This window comes from Oceanihabitans sp. 2_MG-2023 (genome assembly GCF_030547245.1).
Taxonomy (GTDB): domain Bacteria; phylum Bacteroidota; class Bacteroidia; order Flavobacteriales; family Flavobacteriaceae; genus Oceanihabitans.
On the sequence record NZ_JAUOQT010000005.1, the window covers coordinates 1 to 21544 of the forward strand.

13 protein-coding genes and 1 tRNA gene are annotated in these 21544 nt (G+C 33.4%); 9 read left to right on the forward strand and 5 right to left on the reverse strand.

The features are described from left to right. The 3 genes from Q4512_RS11580 to Q4512_RS11590 all read left to right on the forward strand — a co-directional run. On the forward strand, positions 1-1725 hold a 1725-nt coding region (locus Q4512_RS11580; protein ID WP_303424687.1), incomplete at its 5' end, for a T9SS type B sorting domain-containing protein. A gap of 225 nt (positions 1726-1950) precedes the next feature. Further along, positions 1951-8409, forward strand: a complete 6459-nt coding sequence (locus tag Q4512_RS11585) for a T9SS type B sorting domain-containing protein (RefSeq protein ID WP_303424689.1) — start codon at positions 1951-1953, stop codon at positions 8407-8409. A gap of 9 nt (positions 8410-8418) precedes the next feature. Next, positions 8419-10296, forward strand: coding sequence for a T9SS type B sorting domain-containing protein (locus Q4512_RS11590; protein ID WP_303424691.1), 1878 nt, complete (start codon positions 8419-8421; stop codon positions 10294-10296). A gap of 70 nt (positions 10297-10366) precedes the next feature. On the opposite strand, the gene Q4512_RS11595 is transcribed toward Q4512_RS11590, so the two are convergent. Next, positions 10367-11866, reverse strand: coding sequence for an OmpP1/FadL family transporter (locus Q4512_RS11595; RefSeq protein WP_303424694.1), 1500 nt, complete (start codon positions 11864-11866; stop codon positions 10367-10369). A gap of 142 nt (positions 11867-12008) precedes the next feature. Then, positions 12009-12962: a hypothetical protein gene (locus Q4512_RS11600; RefSeq protein WP_303424698.1), complete on the reverse strand. Its 954-nt coding sequence runs from the start codon at positions 12960-12962 to the stop codon at positions 12009-12011. A gap of 101 nt (positions 12963-13063) precedes the next feature. On the opposite strand from Q4512_RS11600, the gene proS reads away from it, so the two are divergent. From proS to rpsT, 3 genes are all read left to right on the forward strand, one after another. Then, complete coding sequence (gene proS, locus Q4512_RS11605; RefSeq protein WP_303424701.1) at positions 13064-14542, forward strand: proline--tRNA ligase; 1479 nt, start codon at positions 13064-13066, stop codon at positions 14540-14542. A 151-nt stretch (positions 14543-14693) separates the two neighbouring features. Beyond that, a tRNA-Glu gene (locus Q4512_RS11610) sits at positions 14694-14765 on the forward strand. A 31-nt stretch (positions 14766-14796) separates the two neighbouring features. After that, positions 14797-15048, forward strand: coding sequence for a 30S ribosomal protein S20 (gene rpsT, locus Q4512_RS11615; protein ID WP_303424704.1), 252 nt, complete (start codon positions 14797-14799; stop codon positions 15046-15048). A 262-nt stretch (positions 15049-15310) separates the two neighbouring features. On the opposite strand, the gene rho is transcribed toward rpsT, so the two are convergent. Next, positions 15311-16978: a transcription termination factor Rho gene (gene rho, locus Q4512_RS11620; protein WP_303424707.1), complete on the reverse strand. Its 1668-nt coding sequence runs from the start codon at positions 16976-16978 to the stop codon at positions 15311-15313. A gap of 198 nt (positions 16979-17176) precedes the next feature. Here rho and Q4512_RS11625 point away from each other — a divergent pair, with 198 nt between their 5' ends. After that, positions 17177-17587: a DUF4293 domain-containing protein gene (locus tag Q4512_RS11625; RefSeq protein ID WP_303424708.1), complete on the forward strand. Its 411-nt coding sequence runs from the start codon at positions 17177-17179 to the stop codon at positions 17585-17587. Positions 17588-17643: 56 nt separating this feature from the next. Here the strand turns inward: Q4512_RS11625 and Q4512_RS11630 are convergent, their stop codons facing one another. Further along, a complete protein-coding gene (locus Q4512_RS11630) occupies positions 17644-18135 on the reverse strand; it encodes a metallophosphoesterase (protein ID WP_303424710.1) in 492 nt (163 codons plus the stop codon). A 108-nt stretch (positions 18136-18243) separates the two neighbouring features. Here Q4512_RS11630 and truA point away from each other — a divergent pair, with 108 nt between their 5' ends. Both truA and Q4512_RS11640 read left to right on the forward strand, forming a co-directional pair. Then, entirely contained in the window at positions 18244-18993 is a 750-nt protein-coding gene (gene truA / locus Q4512_RS11635) for a tRNA pseudouridine(38-40) synthase TruA (RefSeq protein WP_303424712.1), read from the forward strand. Continuing rightward, complete coding sequence (locus Q4512_RS11640) at positions 18983-20752, forward strand: ABC transporter ATP-binding protein (RefSeq protein WP_303424714.1); 1770 nt, start codon at positions 18983-18985, stop codon at positions 20750-20752. The genes truA and Q4512_RS11640 overlap by 11 nt, the downstream gene beginning before the upstream one ends. Here Q4512_RS11640 and Q4512_RS11645 read toward each other — a convergent pair. After that, the gene (locus Q4512_RS11645; RefSeq protein ID WP_303424716.1) at positions 20749-21543 is read right to left on the reverse strand and encodes a DUF3667 domain-containing protein; all 795 of its coding nucleotides are present in this window, start codon (positions 21541-21543) and stop codon (positions 20749-20751) included. The two genes, Q4512_RS11640 and Q4512_RS11645, sit on opposite strands and share 4 nt — an antisense overlap. Between the last annotated feature and the right edge of the window lies 1 nt (position 21544).

The window sequence follows — 21544 nt, forward strand, 5'->3', positions numbered from 1 at the left end:
GATTATACCGGGGTGTTAGGTTCTCCAGTAACGCTAGATGCAACAGGGGAGGCAGTAATTAATATCCCAGGAGTTACTACGGACCAAACGATTAGTTTAACGCAGGTTACTAATCCAACAACGAGTTGTTCGGGAGTACTAACAAGCAGCGAAACAGTAACAATAAGTGCTACACCAACGGTAACATTAACCAGTAATACGACGACCTGTTCTGGAGGCACAGCAACATTCACAATACAAGGTAGCCCAGGGGATATCGTAGATTATACCGGGGTGTTAGGTTCTCCAGTAACGCTAGATGCAACAGGGGAGGCAGTAATTAATATCCCAGGAGTTACTACGGACCAAACGATTAGTTTAACGCAGGTTACTAATCCAACAACGAGTTGTTCGGGAGTACTAACAAGCAGCGAAACAGTTAACGTATTTGCAAACCCAAGTATACTATCATTAGCAAGTAATTCTGTTGTTTGTGAAGGAGATGAAGCTATTTTTACCATAACAGGGACTTTGGGAGACGAGGTTTTTTATAATATTAATGGAGGGCCTTTACAGCAAGCATTAATAGGGAATTCTGGAACTGTAAACATCAGTATAGTTGGTGTAGTAAATAATCAAACTATAGTTTTAGATAGTGTAATGAATTCTTCAACCACTTGTTCTAGTCTATTAGTTAATACAGAAACAGTAAGTGTTATACCTCTAGTAAATGCTTCTTTTGAAATGAATCCTAATTGTAATGGGGCAACACCAATTATAAATGGAACTACAGGAGGTGTTTTTGCATTCAACATTAATCCTGGAGATGGTGCTGTTATTGATAGCGTTTCAGGAGAAGTGACTAATGCAGTTTCAAATGCAACTTACTCTATAATTTATACTGTAAATGGAATGTGTAATTCCGATTTTAAAATAGAAAGTTTCACTGTTTTTCCTTATCCTAATGTTGATTTAGAAGATGAATTTATTTTATGTTTAGACGCAGAAGGAAATATTATTAATCAACCAATAATAGATACAGGTTTGTCTTTGAGTGATTATTCTTTTGAGTGGATAGAAATGAGTAACCCTTCAATTGTTTTAGGAACTAATTCGTACTATCAACCAGAGGTAGCAGGTACATATAGTGTTTTAGTAACTAACAATAATACGACTTGTTCAACCCTATTAGGTGATTTTAATACAATTGCAACAGTAACCAAAAGTATTGCTCCGAGTGGATTAAATGTTATAATCACTTCTGAAACATTCGAAGATAATAATATAATAGAGGTTAGTGTCAATGAAGAGTTAGGAATTATTTATGAGTTTAGTTTAGATGGAGGTATCTTTCAAAATAATGGAACAAACTCTTTAACATTTTATAATGTAACCTCTGGAACACATCTTATAACAGCTAGAGATGTATCTGGTTGTGATGAAGTAAGTGAGACTGTATTTATAATAGATTACCCATTATTTTTCACACCTAATAATGATGGCTATAATGATACATGGCAAATTACTGGGTTAAATAATCAGTTGGAAGCTACGGTTTATATTTATGATAGGTATGGTAAATTATTAAGGCAAATAAATGCAAATAGTACAGGTTGGGATGGAACTTTGAAAGGACAGCCATTACCTTCAAGTGATTATTGGTTTACTTTGGAATATAGAGATCCAAATAATATATTAGACTCTACCAAGAGAGTTTATAAATCCCACTTTACATTAAAACGATAATTTTTAAAAAGTAAGTCTATTTTGTTCTCTTTCAGATAAATTGAAATTTTAAATAGAAAGCACAAGGAATAATAAATAGTTTTTATTTTAATTTCAAGAGAAGTACATTTATTATTTTCATAAATTTTAACTAAATTAATGCTAATTTTTTCTTAATTTTCAAGATTGATTAATTATATCCATTATAAAATCAATACTATATACCTCATTATAAAATTTTTAGATATGTATTTTAATAATAAATTAAAACCATTTTTAGTTTTTTCACTGTTTTTTATTTGTTCTTTTACTCAGTTATGGAGTCAAATAGTAGCTATAGATGATGTTCTAGTTGGAAGTGCTGATAACACTAGTGAAACAACAGCTATATCTGGTAGGTTTTATGAAAATGATTTGTTTAATGGTTCATACATAACACAGCCAACAATAGCAGATTATATTATTACAGAAACAGTTCCAGACCCAACAGGCTCAGTAAGTTTTCATCCAACTATTCCTGGATTAATTAATATTGCTGCAAATACAGTAGCTGGTATCTATTATATAACCTATGAAATTTGTGAAGCTGCAGACACCACTAATTGTGATGATGCTGTAATAGAGGTTAGGGTAAACGAGGCTTCAGCCATCACTGCAGGAGCAGGATCTGGGCAAATTGAAATTTCTAGTGATAGCTTTAATGTAAACTCAAGTGGAGGTGTAGCCATAACAAATGGCGGTTGTGTAGATTTAAATACAGGAATGATAAATCCAATAACTCTTTCTGCTGAATATACAGATTTAGGAGACACTAGTTCTTATAGGGTAGAGGCAATTCAATTTAATCCACCTTTTAGTTTAGTTGATAATAGTTCAGCTTCTACCAATTTAACGACAGATGATAATTGGAGTAATGTAATTAATTTTAATTTTGATTTTGATTTTTATGGGCAAACGTATCAGGATTGTGTTATTTCAACTAACGGAGCTGTTAGTTTTGATTTAACAAATGCTAATGCTTTTCATTATTGGACGCCAGGTGCAGGACAAACAATTCCTAATAATACGGATGCTGCTTTAAGGGATGGTAATATTTTTGGTGCAGTTCATGATATAGACCCTAGTGTAGGACCTGCTTCCGCATTTAGTATATGGTATAAGGTAGAAGGAGTAGCTCCGTTTAGAGCATTTGTTTTTACTTTTAATAATCCTGCTCATTTTGGTTGTAATACTTTAAGAACTACGCAACAGATTGTTTTTTATGAAACAACTAATATTATAGAAACCTATATATATCAAAAGCCTAGTTGTGCTACTTGGGCAGGAGGACGGGCAGCAATTGGTGTTCAGAATAATGACGGGACTATAGGTACATCTCCTCCTGGGAGAAATACAGGAGTTTGGGATGTAGTAATGCCAGAAGCATGGCGTTTTACTCCTGATGGAGTATCTACAACTACTTTTGAATGGTTAGACGAAAGTGGAGCTGTAATTGGCACAGGTCCAGATATCAATTTATCGCCAAGTGAAACAACAACTTATATAGCAAGACTTACTTATACAAATGCTATAACTGGAGCTACTACTTCTTCTATTCGACCTATTACTATTAATGTCCCTCCAACTCCAGTAGTTACTTTAACAACTAATGCTTCTTCAGGATGTTCAGGAGGAGATGCTGTGTTTATTATAACTGGAGAAGAAGGAGATGAAGTTACTTATAATATTAATGGAGATCCTTCTCAAGTAGTAACTTTAGATGCGACAGGAGTGGAGACAATCACAATATCTGGTATCACAACAGACCAAACTGTTACTTTAGAATCTGTTACAAATGTTAATTCTGTTTGTGGAGGACCTTTTACACAAACAGAAACTGTTACAATAAGCTCGAGTCCTGTGGTAAATTTATCAAGTAACACTTCTACTTGTTCTGGAGGAAATGCTGAATTTACAATAACAGGAACAGCAGGAGATGTCGTAGATTATACAGGAGTTGTAGGTTCGCCAGCAAGCCCAGTAACATTAGATGCCACTGGTACAGCTTTGGTAACAGTAAGTGGGGTTACTACAAATCAAACAATTACATTAACGAACGTAAATAATCCTACTACAGGATGTAGTGGAACATTAACTGAAACTGAAACAGTTACAATAAGCGTAAGTCCAACAGTAAATTTAACAAGTAACACTTCTACTTGTTCTGGTGGAAATGCGGAATTTACAATAACAGGAACAGCAGGAGATGTCGTAGATTATACAGGAGTTGTAGGTTCGCCAGCAAGCCCTGTAACATTAGATGCATCTGGTACAGTTTTGATTACGGTAGCTGGAGCGACTGCTAATCAAACTATTACATTAACAAATGTAAATAATCCAACTACGGGATGTAGTGGAGCATTAACAGAAACAGAAACAGTTACAATCAACGCAAGTCCAACAGTAAACTTAACGAGTAACACTTCTACTTGTTCTGGTGGAAATGCGGAGTTTACAATAACAGGAACTGCAGGAGATGTTGTAGATTATACAGGAGTTGTAGGTTCACCGGTTAGCCCTGTAACATTAGATGCATCTGGTACAGCTTTAGTTACTGTTACAGGAGTAACTACAAATCAAACAATAACTTTAACAAGTATTAATAATCCAAGTACAGGTTGTGGTGGTACATTGTCAGAAACAGAAACAGTAACAATAAGTGCTAACCCAACGGTTAGTCTAACGAGTAATACATCTACTTGCTCTGGCGGAAATGCAGAGTTTACTATAACAGGAACAGCTGGAGATATCGTAGATTACTCAGGAGTTGTAGGTTCGCCAGCGAGTCCAGTTACATTGGATGCTTCAGGTATAGCTTTAGTAACTGTGGCTGGAGTAACTACAGATCAAACTATTACATTAAATAGCGTGAGTAATCCTACTACAGGATGTAGTGGATCATTAACAGAAACTGAAACGGTTACAATAAATGCAAATCCAACAGTTACTTTAACGAGTAATACTTCTATTTGCTCGGGGGGAGATGCAGAGTTTACTATAACAGGAACAGCAGGAGATATTGTAGATTATACAGGAGTTGTAGGTTCACCAGCAAGTCCAGTGACGTTAGATGCTTCTGGAGTTGCATTAATTACTGTATCGGGAGTAACTACAGATCAAACTATTACATTGGTTAGTGTAAACAATCCAAGTACAGGTTGTAGTGGAGCATTAACAGACACCGAGAATGTTATCGTAAATGCAAATCCAACAGTTACTTTAACGAGTAATAATTCTACTTGTTCAGGAGGAAACGCAGAGTTTACTATAACAGGTGCTGTAGGCTATGTAGTGGATTATGCAGGAGTAGCAGGTATGCCAGCGAGTCCAGTAACCATAGGAGCTTCGGGTACTGTTTTAATTTCAATAACAGGAGTAACGACAGATCAAACAATGACATTAACGAATGTAAACAATCCAAGCACAGGTTGTAACGAGGTTTTAACAGATTCGGAAACAGTAACGATAAGTGCAAATCCAACAGTTACTTTAACAAGTAACACTTCTACTTGTTCAGGAGGAGATGCTGAGTTTACAATTGCAGGAACAGCAGGGGATGTAGTAGATTATACAGGAGTTGTTGGTTCCCCAGCAAGCCCAATAACATTAGGAGCTTCTGGTGTTGCTTTGGTAACAGTAGCAGGAGTCACTACAAATCAAACAATAACATTAACTAACGTGAATAATCCAACTACTGGTTGTGGTGGGGCATTAACGGATAGTGAAACGGTAACTATAAATGCTAACCCTACTATAGTGTCTTTAACAAGTGGTAATTCAAGTGTTTGTTCAGGAGATGATGCTGAGTTTACAATAACAGGAACGGCAGGTGATGAAGTTGCTTATACTGGAGTTTCAGGTTCGCCAGCAAGTCCTGTAATACTAGATGCCTCAGGTGTAGCAACAATAACTGTTGTTGGAATAACAACAAATCAAACAATAACGTTAACTAATGTAACTAATACTACGACTACTTGCTCTAGTTCATTAACAGATTCTGAAACAGTTACTATTATTGCAGCACCTACAATTGTATCTTTAACAAGTAATACGAGTGTTTGTTCTGGAGATGATGCCGAGTTCACTATAACTGGAACAGCAGGGGATGTTGTTGATTATTCTGGAGTTGTAGGTTCACCAGCAAGTCCTGTAACACTAGATGCTTCAGGTGAAGCATTAGTAACTGTAGCTGGAATAACAACAGATCAAACAATGACATTAGTGGCTGTAACAAATACAACTACTTCTTGTTCTAGTGTGTTATCTAATAATGAAACGGTTTCCATAATAACACCTCCAACAGTTAGTTTGGTAAGTAATGGTAGTGTTTGTTATGGAGAAGATGCAGTATTTACTATAACAGGAACAGCAGGCGATATAATAGATTATAATGGTGTTGTAGGTATGCCTGCAAGTCCAGTTACTTTAGATGCTTCTGGAGAAGTTATAATTACAGTAACAGGAGCAATTACAGATCAAACAATATCATTAACAAATGTTAACAGTCCAAGTACTGGGTGTAGTGGGGTATTAACTGATAGTGAAACGGTAACAATAAATGCTAATCCAACGATACTTTCTTTAACAACCAACACGGATATATGTTCAGGTAGTGATGCCGTATTTACTATAACAGGTACAGCAGGAGATGTAGTTGATTATGTAGGTGTTGTGGGGTCGCCTGTTAGTCCTATAACATTAGATGCTTCTGGTCTAGGAAATGTAACTGTAGTAGGTGCAACAACAGATCAAACGATTATGTTAACTAATGTCGCAAATCCAACTACAACTTGTTCTAGTGCTTTATCTGATACAGCAACAATAACTGTTAATACTAATCCAACTATAATATCATTAACAAGTAATACTAGTGTTTGTTCAGGAGATGATGCAGAGTTTACTATTACTGGAACAGCAGGAGATGTTGTGAGTTATTCAGGAGTAACTGGTTCGCCAGCTAGTCCATTAACACTAGATGCATCTGGTATAGCTCTAGTTACGGTAACTGGGGTTACAGTAGATCAAACAATTTCATTGTCGGCTGTTACTAACCCAGCTACTACTTGTTCTAGTGTGTTAACAGATGTTGAAACAGTAACAATAATTGCGCCACCAACAGTTGGTTTATCAAGCAATGGTAATACTTGTTCAGGAGATGATGCTATATTTACAATAACAGGAACAGCAGGAGATATAATCGATTATACAGGAGTAGTTGGTATTCCAGCAAGTCCAGTAACATTAGATGCAGCAGGAGAAGCAATAGTAAGAGTAATTGGAGTGACTACAGATCAAACAATTTCTTTAACAAATGCTAATAGTCCAAGTACAGGTTGTAGTGGTACTTTGTCTGAAACAGCAACAGTGATTGTAAACCCAAATCCTTCAATAATATCGTTGAGTAGTAATTTTATTATTTGCTCAGGAGAAGATGCAGAGTTTACTATAACAGGTACAGCAGGCGATGTAGTTGATTATTCAGGAGTTGTTGGTTCTCCAGCAAGTCCAGTAACTTTAAATGCTTCAGGGGAAGCTCTTGTGATTGTATCAGGAGCAACAACAAATCAAACAATTACTTTAAGTAATGTAACAAATCCTTTAACGACTTGTGATACTGCATTAACAGATACAGAAACGGTAGTTGTTACTCCATTAGAAGACGCTAGGTTTAGTATGACTCCAAATTGTTCAGGAGGAACAGCTTCTGTATTGGGGACTTCAGGAGGGGTTTTTATATTTGATGTTGACCCTGCAGATGGTTCAGTAATTGATAGTGCTACAGGAGAAGTTACAAATGCTATTCCTGGAGCTTCTTATACTATTTTATATACCACGCCGGGAGCATGTCAGGATTCTCAAGTAGTAACATTTACTGTTAACCCAAGACCAATTGTAGATCTTCAAGATTCATTTATATTATGCATTGATAATGATGGTAATATTGTTAACAATCCAATTATTGATTCAGGTTTGTCTATATTAGATTATTCTTTTGAGTGGACAGAAGCTAGTAATCCAACGACTATTTTAGGTACAAATTCTTTTTATGAGCCGACTATAGCTGGAACTTATAGTGTATTTATAACAAATAGTAGTACAGGTTGTGTAACTGTTGTTGGAGATCCTGATACAATATCTGTAGTAACAAATAGTATCCCGCCAACTGGTTTAGAAGCTGTTATTGTTTCAGAAACATTTGCAAGTGATAATGTTATTCAAGTTAGTGTAGATGATATTTCTGGAGCAAATTATGAATTTAGTATTGATAATGGTTCCTTTCAAAGTAACGGAACAAATGTATATACATTTAATAATGTAACAGCAGGACTGCATACATTAACAGTAAGAGATGCCGACGGTTGTGGGGAGGATAGCACTACAATAGTAGTAGTAGATTATCCATTATTCTTTACACCAAATAATGATGGACATAATGATACCTGGCGAATTTCAGGTATTAATTCGGATGCTGTAATTTATATTTTTGATAGATATGGAAAATTAATAAAACAATTAAGTCCTACAAGTATTGGTTGGGATGGTACGTTTAATGGTCAGCCTTTGCCTTCTAGTGATTACTGGTTTTCTTTAGAATATAAAGACCCTAATGACTTAGAAGATACAAGTGTTAAAGAGTTTAGAGCGCACTTTACTTTGAAGCGATAAATAGTTCTAGTGAATAGCCAAAAAAGATGTAATAGTATAAAAAAATATCTTTTTCCATTTTTATTTGTTTTACCATTTACTTTTTGTTTTGGTCAACAAAGTGGAGGTGCTTCGACTTGTAATATTGCAGAACCAATTTGTAGTTCTTCAGAATTAACTTTTTTAAATACATCCAATGGTTCTGTAGCAGAAATTGGTCCAGATTATGGCTGTCTTTCCACACAGCCAAATCCAGCTTGGTTTTTTCTTCAAATTGGAAATTCTGGGAATATTTATTTGAATATTTACCAGACTAATGATTTACTTGGAACTCCAAATTTAGATGTAGATTTCATTATATATGGCCCTTTTTTAGATGTTTTAGATGCTTGCAACTCTGGATTGTCAAGTGCAAATATTGTGGATTGTAGTTATTCTCCAAGCGGAATTGAAAATGCGGAGATTGAAGGTGCGATATCTGGTGAGTTTTACATGCTTCTTGTTACTAATTTTTCTGGAGACCCCGGAGTTATTACCATTAATCAAAGTTCTGGAACCGGATCGACTAATTGTGCTATTCTTGAAGGCTTAGTTGCGTGTGATGGAGATCCTTTAGAGTTAAGTGCTCAAACGACTGGAGCTGAAACTTATTTTTGGTACGAAGAAGATCCTATAAATCCTGGTTCTTATTTGCTTATTCCTAGTGAAAATGATCAAGTATATTATCCTATTGAAACCAATAACTATAAGGCAGAGGTGTTTGATATAGATGGAGGGTTGCTAAATGTATTTGAATTTAGTGTTACGTTTTTAGATGTGCCTGTTATTTCCAGTATTATAGAACCGTATATTATTTGTGATAATCTAAATGAAAACGATGGTGTTGGTCAATTTGAACTAGATTCTTGGAACGAAGAAGTACTTGATGGTTTAGATGCAAATACTTTTTCTGTTTCGTATTTTTCCAATGAAATAGATGCCATTTCCTTAGAAAATCAGTTGCCAAATATTTATATAAATAGTTCGGTTAATGAAACTGTTTTTGTAAGAATCGATAATACAAATTCAGTTTTAACAGCTTGTTATGCTATTGAGACTTTAGATTTATTGGTTTTATTGAAGCCTCAGTTTACTCTAGAAGATTTTTATTTGTGTACTTTTACAAATGGAACGGAAGCAATTAATGACCCAATAATGGATACAGGTTTATCTACAATGGATTATCTTTTTGAGTGGACAGAAAACAATAATCCCAATTTGGTTTTGGGTACAGACTCTTTTTACGTTCCAACTCAAGCAGGAATTTATAGTGTATTGGTAACAAATCGTTTAACAGGTTGTGCAACAACCATAGATAACCCTAATACGGTTTCTGTGATAACCGAAAGTTCTCCTCCAGATAATCTTACAGCTACTGTAGTTTCTGATGCTTTTAGTACTACAAATAGTATTGAAGCAAACGCTATAAGTGACAATAATACTATTTATGAGTTTAGTTTAGATAATGGACCTTTTCAATCTAATGGAACAAATACATTTGTTTTTACGGATGTTGCATATGGAAATCATACGATAATTGCTAGAGACATAAATGGGTGCGGAGAAATCTCTGTTTCGGTTTTAGTTATAGATTATCCATTAATTTTCACACCAAATAACGATGGAATTAATGATACTTGGCAAATTTTTGGGTTAGATAATAAAATGGAAGCTAAAATTTATGTTTTTGATAGGTTTGGTAAATTATTAAAGCAATTAAACCCTAATACAATCGGATGGGATGGTACCTTTAAAGGAAAACCATTACCAGCAAGCGATTATTGGTTTTCTATTGAATATGTAGAACCTAATAATTTAGAAAATTCGAGAAGAAAAGAATTTATTGCGCATTTTACCTTAAAAAGGTAAAATGTAATAACAAAATAAAAAAAAACTGAACATAAAATGTTCAGTTTTTTTATAAAAATAGTTTTAAAGATTATAAGTTAAAACTAACAGACATAGTAATATTTGCGTTTTTGCTATCTAAATTTGTAGTATCTGTTAAACCAACTTGGTACAATTGATAATTAGTTTCTCTTTGCCATTGATCAAAAGTTAAATCAAGTTTTAGTTTTCCAAAATTATATCCTAAACCTAAAGAATAACCTGTTAAATCGCCGACGGTCTTTTCATCTTTGTATGGGCTTTCTTCTAATCTGTAACCTCCGCGTAAACTGAATTGTTTTATTTTATATTCGCCACCAATTTTATAGGTTGCAGCAGCGGTTAAACTTTCGTTTATAATATTATTCTGGTAAGAAAAGTACGTGTCAGAAGTTGGTCTAAATTTAGTATTGCTATACTCTTTTATAGAGTAATCAAAACTTAATAAGCCACGTGTTCCAAATACATAAGCTAAACTTCCTGTTAATTTCCCTGGAGTTTGTAATTTATATTGTTCATATATGTTAATGACTCTAGGGTTAATATTCGCATTGGTAAAGGTGGTTTCATCTTCTAAAGTAATGCCATCATAACTTAACGTTTTGATAGATTGACTGGTTTCATCTTCAATGGTATACCAAGTTGGTGTATCATAAGATAAACCAACTCTTAGGTTATCTGCAATTTTTAAAATACCACCAAGTTGTAAAGAAACTCCAGACCCAATAGTTTTTAAATTGTTTTGAAAACCAACCTCATTAATTAAAGAGCCTGTATTGTTATTTTCTTCAAATAAGTATGTGGAGCGTTCGTAGTTTATAAAATGTGTATTTAAGTTTACGCCTAAAAATAAGTTTTCTCCATATTGAGTAGAAGCGTTAATTGTAAATTTACCGTTATAACCAGTAGCAGCATATGTATATTCTTGATTGTATTCTCCATCTGCAATATTGGAGGTGTAAATAGTGTTTGCGTCTTCATTAATTTCAGGTTCTAAAATATAAGATTCATAACCTAAAAAAGCCTGTTGGTTTTGGTTTCCAAAGTTAATACCAATATCGCTATAGGCATCTGCATACGATTCTCCTTGAAAAGCAGAGATTTCATCTAACCTTAACCCGTTAGCATTTTCTAAAAAATAATTACCAATGGAGTTGTTATTATTTGTGCCATGAGCAAACCAATCATTATTATAATCTTCAATTTTATTATAGCTAATTCCTAATGTGAATTTTTTCCATTTAGAATCAAGATTTCTATTTTCAAAAACAAAAGCCGCACCAATTTGATTTAAATCTATGTTAGAGTCTGAAGCATTATCCTTTCCATTAAAATATTGCGAATCTGTTTTATTGTTTTGATTAGAAAGCGATATTGAAATGTGGCTATCGTTAAATACCGAAGATCCTGCTGGGTTAATAGTTATTGCACTCATATCTCCTCCAAGAGCTCCAAAGGCTCCACTTAAACCTCTATATCTTGCAGTTCCTTGCACATCATCTTTAGCATAACGTAATGCGTCTGTAATGTCTTGTGCGTAAGATAATGACATAGATATAAAACTTATGCACAGTAAGATTTCTTTTTTCATATGTAAATAATTTAATTAGTATAAATAAAACGAGCTAACACCTCTGTATAGAATGGTTAGTTAGCTCGTTAGTATTTTTTTTTTTTTTTTTTTGATTTGAATTTTATCTTCTTCTACTCGAAGAACTACTTCTGCTAGAACTACTTCTACTCGAGGAGCTGCTTCTGCTTGAAGAAGATCTAGATATAGAACTGTTTCTATTTGTTGAAGATCTTGGTGTTGAATACGAGTTATTTCTTGGTGTTGTTCTATTTGTGTTGGTTCTAGGGCTTCTTGTAGTAGTAGTTTTAACTCTACGTTTTGTAGTTGTAGAAGTATTTGTTCTTGGTCTAGTCGAATTTTGAGTTGTTGTTGTATTACCTCGTCTTGTCGTTGTTGTACCAACTCTAGATCTAGTTGTGTTACTTCTATTTATCGTGCTATTTCTTCTATTAATAGCATTGTATCTGCTTAAAGTGTTTCCGCGTCTTGAGTTGTGATATGCAACGCTATTTCTACCGTAGTAATGGTGATTACCGTAGTTATTCCAATATGGAGAGTTGTAATATCCTCCATAGCCATAAAATCCACCATAATAAGGAGATCCCCAAAAAGGATCATAAAATCCTGAATATCCCCAGCCCCAGCCAGTATTCCAGTAAGGAGAATATCCGTATCCATATGGTCTATACCAATTATTATAACCGAAGGCACCAAAATTAGAATAGACGTTAATAGTTACATCATTTGTGTCTTGTCCCCAACCTGCGTATGATTCTTGTTCTGTATTATCTTGTTCAACATAGTTACCTTCGTAGGAATCAATATCTGTAAAAACAGCATTTTCATCCGTTATATAATCATATTCAGTAGATTTTTCTTTAAAATAGTTTTGATAGTAAACGCTATTGTCATTTTGCGCTACATCATTTTGTTCTACAGTTTTTTCACTTGAACCATAAATGCCATCATTATCTTCGCTAACATATTGTGAAGAGCCACAAGAACTCACTACAAAAGCAATAGCTAATACTGCTAAAAATGGTATTTGGGTTTTGGTATAATTTTTAAATTGCATATCTATTAAGATTTTATTGTTGAACAATACAAAAATAGTTAGTTTTGCTGAACTATTTCATTATTTAACATAGTCACAATATTTGTGCCAAAACCCTGTATATGAGCAAAAAACTAACAAGTAGAGCAGAAGATTATTCAAAATGGTATAACGAACTGGTTGTAAAGGCTGACTTGGCCGAGAATTCAGCAGTTCGTGGATGCATGGTAATTAAGCCATATGGATATGCTATTTGGGAAAAAATGCAAGCAGAATTAGATAAAATGTTTAAGGAAACAGGGCATCAAAATGCATATTTCCCACTTTTTGTCCCTAAAAGCTTGTTTGAAGCAGAAGAAAAAAATGCAGAAGGCTTTGCTAAAGAGTGTGCTGTTGTAACGCATTATAGATTACAAAACGATCCTGATAATCCAGGTAAACTTCGTGTAGATCCAGAAGCAAAACTAGAAGAAGAACTAGTAGTAAGACCAACTAGTGAGGCTATTATTTGGAGCACTTTTAAAGGTTGGATTCAATCGTATAGAGATTTACCATTATTAATTAATCAATGGGCTAATGTTGTACGTTGGGAAATGCGTACCCGTTTATTTCTTCGTACTGCAGAATTTTTATGGCAAGAAGGGCATACCGCACATGCCACAAAAGGGGAAGCATTAAAAGAAGCTGAGTTAATGAATAATGTGTACGCAACTTTTGCTGAAAATTTCATGGCTATTCCAGTTGTAAAAGGAGTAAAAACGGAAAGTGAACGTTTTGCAGGTGCAGATGAAACTTACTGTATAGAAGCTTTAATGCAAGATGGAAAAGCTTTACAAGCTGGTACTTCTCACTTTTTAGGGCAGAATTTCGCTAAAGCGTTCGATGTAAAATTCACCTCTAAAGAAGGTACTAAAGATTACGTATGGGCCACTTCATGGGGAGTTTCTACTCGATTAATGGGGGCATTAATAATGACACATAGTGACGATGAAGGATTAGTATTGCCTCCAAGCTTAGCTCCAAACCAAGTAGTTATAGTTCCTATATATAAGACAGACGAACAGTTTGAAGAAGTTAGTAAAATAGCTAATCTTATAAAAAGTGATTTGAATGCTAAAGGAGTTTCTGTAAAGTATGATAATAGAGATACGCATAGACCAGGCGCTAAATTTGCACAGCATGAATTACAAGGTGTACCATTACGTATTGCTATTGGACCAAAAGATTTAGAAAATGGTACTGTAGAGATTGCTAGACGAGATACCAAAACGAAAGAAGTAATTGCATTAGATAATTTAACATCTACTGTGGAGAATTTATTAGAAGAAATCCAGAATAGTTTATATAAAAAAGCATTAGATTATAGAGATTCTCATATTACTGAAGTAGAAAATTTTGATGATTTTAAAAATATTTTAAAAAATAAAGGAGGGTTTATTTCTGCACATTGGGATGGCACAATAGAAACGGAAGATAAGATAAAAGAAATTACAAAAGCTACAATACGTTGTATACCAGTAGATACAAAAGAAGAAGAAGGGAAATGTGTGTTTACAGGAAACCCTTCTAAACGTAGAGTATTGTTTGCAAAAGCATATTAATTTAATTTTTTTTTAAAAAAAATTAGTTTAGCTATTGCAACACTTAAAAATAGTTGTATTTTTGCACCCGCAATGGAAACGTTGTAAGTTTTTTGAAAAGTATTGCAAGTTTAAAAATAATGTTTATATTTGCATTCTCAAAAGCAAAAATGGCCCGTTCGTCTATCGGCTAGGACGCCAGGTTTTCATCCTGGTAAGAGGGGTTCGATTCCCCTACGGGCTACAATTTTTTAATAAAAGAAAAGAACAAACAAATGGCAAATCATAAGTCAGCGTTAAAAAGAATTAGAAGTAACGAAGCTAAACGTTTAAGAAATAAGTATCAGCATAAAACTACTCGTAATGCGATTAAGAAATTACGTGAGTTAACAGATAAAAAAGAAGCAGAAACAATGTTTCCTTCAGTTGTGTCTATGTTAGATAAATTAGCTAAGAAAAACGTTATACATGCTAATAAAGCAGCTAACCTTAAATCTGGTTTAGCAAAGCACGTTGCAGCTTTATAGGTTTGTAAGTTCTACAAAAAAATATAAAAGCTTCTCCATTAGGAGGAGCTTTTTTTGTTATCTATATTTTTCATGTGTAGTTGCGTTAGCGATAGTAATGGTTAGCTTTTGGCGAGCATAAGCTTCGAGCCAAAACTAGTAATGTATAGCGCGACCCTTGTGGTAACGCCCAAGAAATAATAAAAGAGATGAATATATGGTGTATAAAAAAGCCTTGGGAAATAATATCTCAAGGCTTTTATTTATACTAATAGAAGAGGTTTTATCCGTTCATAGAGATTAAGAACTCCTCATTGTTTCTGGTTTGTTTAAATCTATCGTTTATAAATTCCATAGCTTCTACAGGATTCATATCGGCAAGATATTTACGCATTACCCACATTCTTTTAATAGTCGTTTCGTCTAATAGAATGTCATCACGACGTGTACTTGAAGAGGTAAGGTCGATAGCAGGGAAAATTCTACGGTTAGATATTTTTCTATCTAATTGTAGCTCCATATTACCTGTTCCTTTAAACTCTTCGAAGATAACTTCGTCCATTTTAGATCCTGTTTCAGTTAATGCAGTAGCAATGATGGTTAAAGATCCTCCGTTTTCAATGTTACGTGCAGCACCAAAGAAACGTTTTGGTTTGTGTAATGCATTCGCATCGACACCACCACTTAGTATTTTCCCGGATGCCGGTTGTACGGAATTATATGCTCGTGCTAAACGTGTTATGGAGTCTAATAGTATTACTACATCGTGGCCACACTCTACAAGGCGCTTTGCTTTTTCTAAAACTATATTTGCGATTTTTACGTGCTCGTGTGCTTCTTTATCAAAAGTTGAGGCAACTACTTCGCCACGAACATTACGTTGCATGTCTGTTACTTCTTCTGGTCTTTCATCAATTAGTAAAATCATTTGATATACTTCTGGATGATTTGCAGCAATTGCATTTGCAACATCTTTAAGTAACATGGTTTTACCCGTTTTTGGTTGCGATACTATCATACCACGTTGTCCTTTACCTATTGGTGCGAACAAATCCATGATTCGAGTAGAAATAGTGGCTTGTTTTTCGGCAATATTAAATTTTTCTTGTGGAAATAATGGTGTTAAATGCTCGAAAGCAACGCGATCTCTAACTACATTTGGATCTTGCCCATTTATTTTACTTACTTTAATTAGTGGAAAATATTTTTCGCCTTCTTTTGGAGGACGAACATTTCCTAAAACAGTATCACCAACTTTTAATCCGAATAAGCGAATTTGAGATTGCGATACATAAATATCATCTGGAGAGGATAAGTAGTTGTAATCTGAAGAACGTAAAAAACCATAACCGTCTTGCATGACATCTAATACACCTTCACTTTCTATAATGGCATCAAATTCGAAATCTGGTTCTCTGTAACGATTTCTTGTGTCTTTATTACCGTTGTTTCCAGCGTTTTTGTTTTGATTTTTATGTTGTGGTTTCTTATTTTCTCTAGGCTTGTCTGCTCTTTCCGTTTTATTGTTATTAGGATTAGCTTCCTTTTTATCTTTTTGAGGTTCTCTTTTTGCCTGTGGCTTAACTCTTGGTTTTGGTTGTTGTTTAGCCTGAGGTTTTGGTTGGTGCTTTGGTTTGTTTTCTACTGTGGTTTCTGTAGCAGCAACTTCTTCCTTTTTTTCTGGAGTTTTTGGCGTTGTTTTTTGAGCAGCAGGCTTTTTAGTAGCAGGTTTTTGTACTCTTTGTCTAGGTTTTTTTACTGTTGTATTTTCAACAGGTTTTGCAACAGCAGCAACAGCGGCTACAGCTTTTGGGTTTGCAGCTTGATGATCCAGTATTTGGTATACTAAATCTAATTTTTTTAAAGTACGATACTTAGATACGTTTAAAGTTTTTGCAATTTCCTGTAACTCAGGAAGTTTCATTTCTTTTAATTGTGTGATTTCAAACATTATGTTGAATTGAATATTTTGTGTTAGATAAAGAATTTGAATTATTTTGAAGAAAATAGATCTTATTCTGAAGAATTAACAAAGTATAACCGTGTATGTTACATATTGTTATTGCAATTATACAACTTTATTTTAAGTTTTTCCGCTCTTTTTATAAAAGAAACTGTTATTTTTGTTGTCGATAATTTAAAGAATTTTATGATTCAACGTATACAAAGTATTTATCTATTATTTGCAGCTGGAGTTTCTGCAGGTTTAACTTTTGTCTTTAATTTATGGACAACTGTAAATGATACTTTAGTTTTTGCTAAAGATAATATGTTGTATTTTGGATTGTTTTTAGGCTCTGCAGCTTTGTCTTTAATATCTATATTTTTGTTTAAAAATAGGAAGTCGCAATTTATGTTGGGACGACTTAACATCATATTAAACTTTATTTTACTAGGATTATTTGTGTATCAATCGCTAAACATATCTGGAGAGACTAACGTTTCTGAGAAAGGTATTGGGATTTTTCTTCCTATTATTTCTATCGTGTTATTAGTTTTAGCTAATAAGGCCATTAAGAAGGATGAAGATCTTGTAAAATCTGTGGATAGATTACGATAAACCTATCATCTTAGTAGTATTAGTGCGTGAGCCCAAGGTGAAGATCTTGGGCTTTTTTATTTTTTAAACTCTATGACTTCGAGGTCTTTTATATTATCGCCATCAATTACAAAACGCAACATAGTTCTTACTTTATGAAAACCATGCTTGCCAGCTGCTCCAGGATTCATATGTAAAAGATTTAATTTTTTGTCTTGCATTACTTTTAAAATGTGCGAGTGCCCAGAAATAAAAAGTTTAGGTGGATTTTTTTTTATTGCTTCTCGTATTCTAAGATCATATCTATTTGGATAGCCTCCAATATGCGTAATCCAAACATCTACCCCTTCACATATAAATCTATTGTTTTCTGGGAATTCCATTCTTGCTTTGTCGTTATCAATGTTTCCAAAAACAGCACGTAATGGTTTTAGTTTTTTAATAGCATCTGTAACCTTTAATTCGCCTATATCTCCTGCATGCCATACTTCATCAGCTTGTTTTACATATTTTAATATGGCATCGTCTATAAAACTATGGGTGTCTGAAAGTAGTAGGATCTTTTTCATGCTTTATTTCCGTGAAAACGAAAATCTCTTTATTAATTAACTTTTTTTTGAAATTTAAAGATAGATTAAAATTCTATCTTTGCCTTTTTACAAAAATACTACTTTAGCTTGAAATATTTTTTACAACTTTCTTATAATGGTTCTGCATATCATGGTTGGCAAAATCAACCAAATGCTATAACGGTACAAGAGGTTATAGAAAAATCGTTATCTATTTTATTAAAAGAAAACACAGCAATTGTTGGAGCAGGTCGTACAGATGCTGGAGTTCATGCTTCTCAAATGTTTGCGCATTTTACTACAGAAACACCTTTTTTAGAAAAAGATTTGGTGTATAAGCTAAATGCCTTGTTGCCAAAAGATATTGCTGTTTTTACTGTTTTTAAAGTAAAAGATGATGCCCATGCTAGGTTTCATGCCCAAAGTAGGGCCTATTTGTATCGAATTTCATTACAAAAAGATGTATTTAATTTTGATACAGCATATTATGTGCGACCTAAATTAGATATGGATAAAATGCAGGAAGCATCTCAAATTTTATTACAATACACAGATTTTCAGTGCTTTTCTAAAAGTAATACAGATGTAAACACGTATAATTGTAATATTATGTTTGCAGAATGGAAATTAGTAAATCAGGAATTACGATTTACTATAAAAGCAGATCGGTTTTTACGCAATATGGTTAGAGCAATTGTTGGTACTTTAATAAATGTTGGATTAGGTAAAATAGAAGTGGAAAGTTTGCATAGTATAATTAAATCTAAAAACAGGAGTGAAGCTGGTTATTCTGTTCCAGGGCATGCACTTTACTTAACAGAAGTCGCTTACCCAGAGTCTATAAAATATGATAAATAAAAAACAAGATAAAATATTAGATGTAGGACTTTTAAAACGTCTTTCTTATTACATAAAACCATATAGGAAAGTTTTTGTATGTGTCTTTTTTGCTGTTATTTTACTAGCGATTTTTAGTGCTGCAATCCCTTATTTAACACAGTATGTGGTTGATAATAATATAATTAAACAGCATGCGGAAGGTTTTTTGTTTTTAATAATAATCATGATTAGTTTGTTGATTGTACAAACCGTTTTTCAATTATTTTTTATTTATTATGCAGGTTGGCTCGGACAAAATGTGGTAAAAGATATTCGTGTAAAACTATTTAATCATATGCTTCAGTTTAAAATGAAATACTATGATAATTCTTCGGTAGGTGTTTTAATTACTCGTGCGGTTACAGATATGGAGCGTATAGCAGATATCTTTGGCGAAGGTTTATTCATGATTTTTAGAGATGTGTTAACGATGGTAGTAGTTTCGTCTGTTATGATTTTTATGAATTGGAAACTAAGTCTTATTGTGTTTGCAATGTTACCTTTAGTATTATATGCTACTAGAGTTTTTCAAAAATATATGAAGCGTGCTTTAGAAGAGGTACGAACAGAAATTTCAAATCTAAATTCCTTTGTGCAAGAACGCGTTACAGGAATGAAAATTTTACAACTTTTTACAAGAGAAGAAACAGAGTATAAAAATTTTAAAGCAATAAATGAAAGACATAAAAAAGGATGGTTAAAAACGGTTTGGTATAACTCTATTTTCTTTCCTATCGCAGATCTTTCATCATCTATAACTATTGGACTTGTTGTTTGGTATGGTGGTTTAAATGCAGTTGTGGATAGTACGGTTTCACAAGGAGATTTATTTGCTTTTATTATGTTTATTCCTATGCTTTTTAGACCATTACGTCAAATTGCAGATAAATTTAACACACTGCAAATGGGAATGGTTGCTGCAAATAGAGTGTTTAAAGTTTTAGATACTACATCGCAAATTGATGATACAGGAACACAAGTAGCTGCTAACTTTAAAGGTGATATAGCATTTAAAGATGTGCATTTTAGTTATTTGGAAGATGAAGAAGTGCTAAAAGGAATTTCTTTTACAGTAAATGCAGGAGAAACAGTTGCTATTGTTGGAGCAACTGGTGCTGGAAAATCTACTATTATTAATTTATTAAATCGTTTTTACGAAATAAATAAAGGAACAATAGCTATAGATAGTTTTAATATTAAAACGCTTACATTAGCTTCATTACGATCTAAAATTGCTGTGGTATTACAGGATGTGTTTTTGTTTGCAGATACTGTTTTAAATAATATAACTTTAAATAATCCAGAAATAACTGAAGCGCAAGTACAACGTGCAGCAAAGGAGATAGGTATTCATGAATTTATTATGAGTTTGCCTGGTGGTTATAGCTATAATGTAAAAGAAAGAGGAGCTATGCTGTCTTCTGGGCAACGTCAGTTAATTTCATTTTTAAGAGCCTATGTAACTAATCCTAGTATTTTGGTTTTAGATGAAGCTACTTCTTCTGTAGATTCGTATTCCGAACAATTAATACAAAATGCAACCGATAAAATAACCAAGGGAAGAACCTCTATTGTAATTGCACACAGGCTCGCAACTATAAAAAAAGCTGACAAAATTATTGTTATGGATGCTGGGCAAATTGTAGAAGAAGGAACCCATCAAGAACTTCTTAAAAAGAAAGAAGGTTACTATAAGAATTTATACGAAGTACAGTTTATGCAAGCGGAAGAGGTTTAGCTTAATGAAACTGCTTTTTGAGCAGCTTTCATTTCTTCAAATCCTCCAGAGAAGATCATAAATACAATAACAATAATAATTATAAGTACGAATAAAACAATTAAGATTATTAAAAAAAGTAGGGTTCTTGCAATAATTTCTTTTACTCTTAGTTTAAATATTTTTTTTAAACAATATGCTGAATATAGTATTTGAAAGGGTAAAATAAATCCATAGGTAAGAATAAAAATAGATAAGCCAAACGTAGCGGATAATACGGTAACAACACTTCCTATTATAGATGTTTGAGCAAGAACATACATGAATATTACGATGTGTTCGGTGTAGTTAAATTTCTTCAGATTGTAAAAAACCAATTTAGATATTATTGCATATAAGGGAATGTATAGCATCATAACAAAAGATTGATACTCAATAATAAAATCCATGTTCTGCTTTTGAATATCTTCTACGCCATTGGTTGCTAAAGAAGAGAAATCAAAATAGTTAGGAAAAAATTTATTGAGAATAAACATTTGCAGACCAAGCAAGGTTAGTGCTAGCGCAAAATAGCTAATGACATTTACATATTTTTTTCTAACCCCATTAATATATCCACCAATTACATCTTCGGGTTTTGTAAATAATGAGATAAAAGTTCTTAAAAGTTTATTGTCATAATTAAAAAAAGTTTCACTAAAGTGCTCGAAAAGATTTCGAATAGTTAATCTGTTTCTAATAACTTTTGCTCCACAACTATTACAATAGTCATCGGTTTCTTTTAAAGCAGTATAACAGTTTTTGCATGTCATT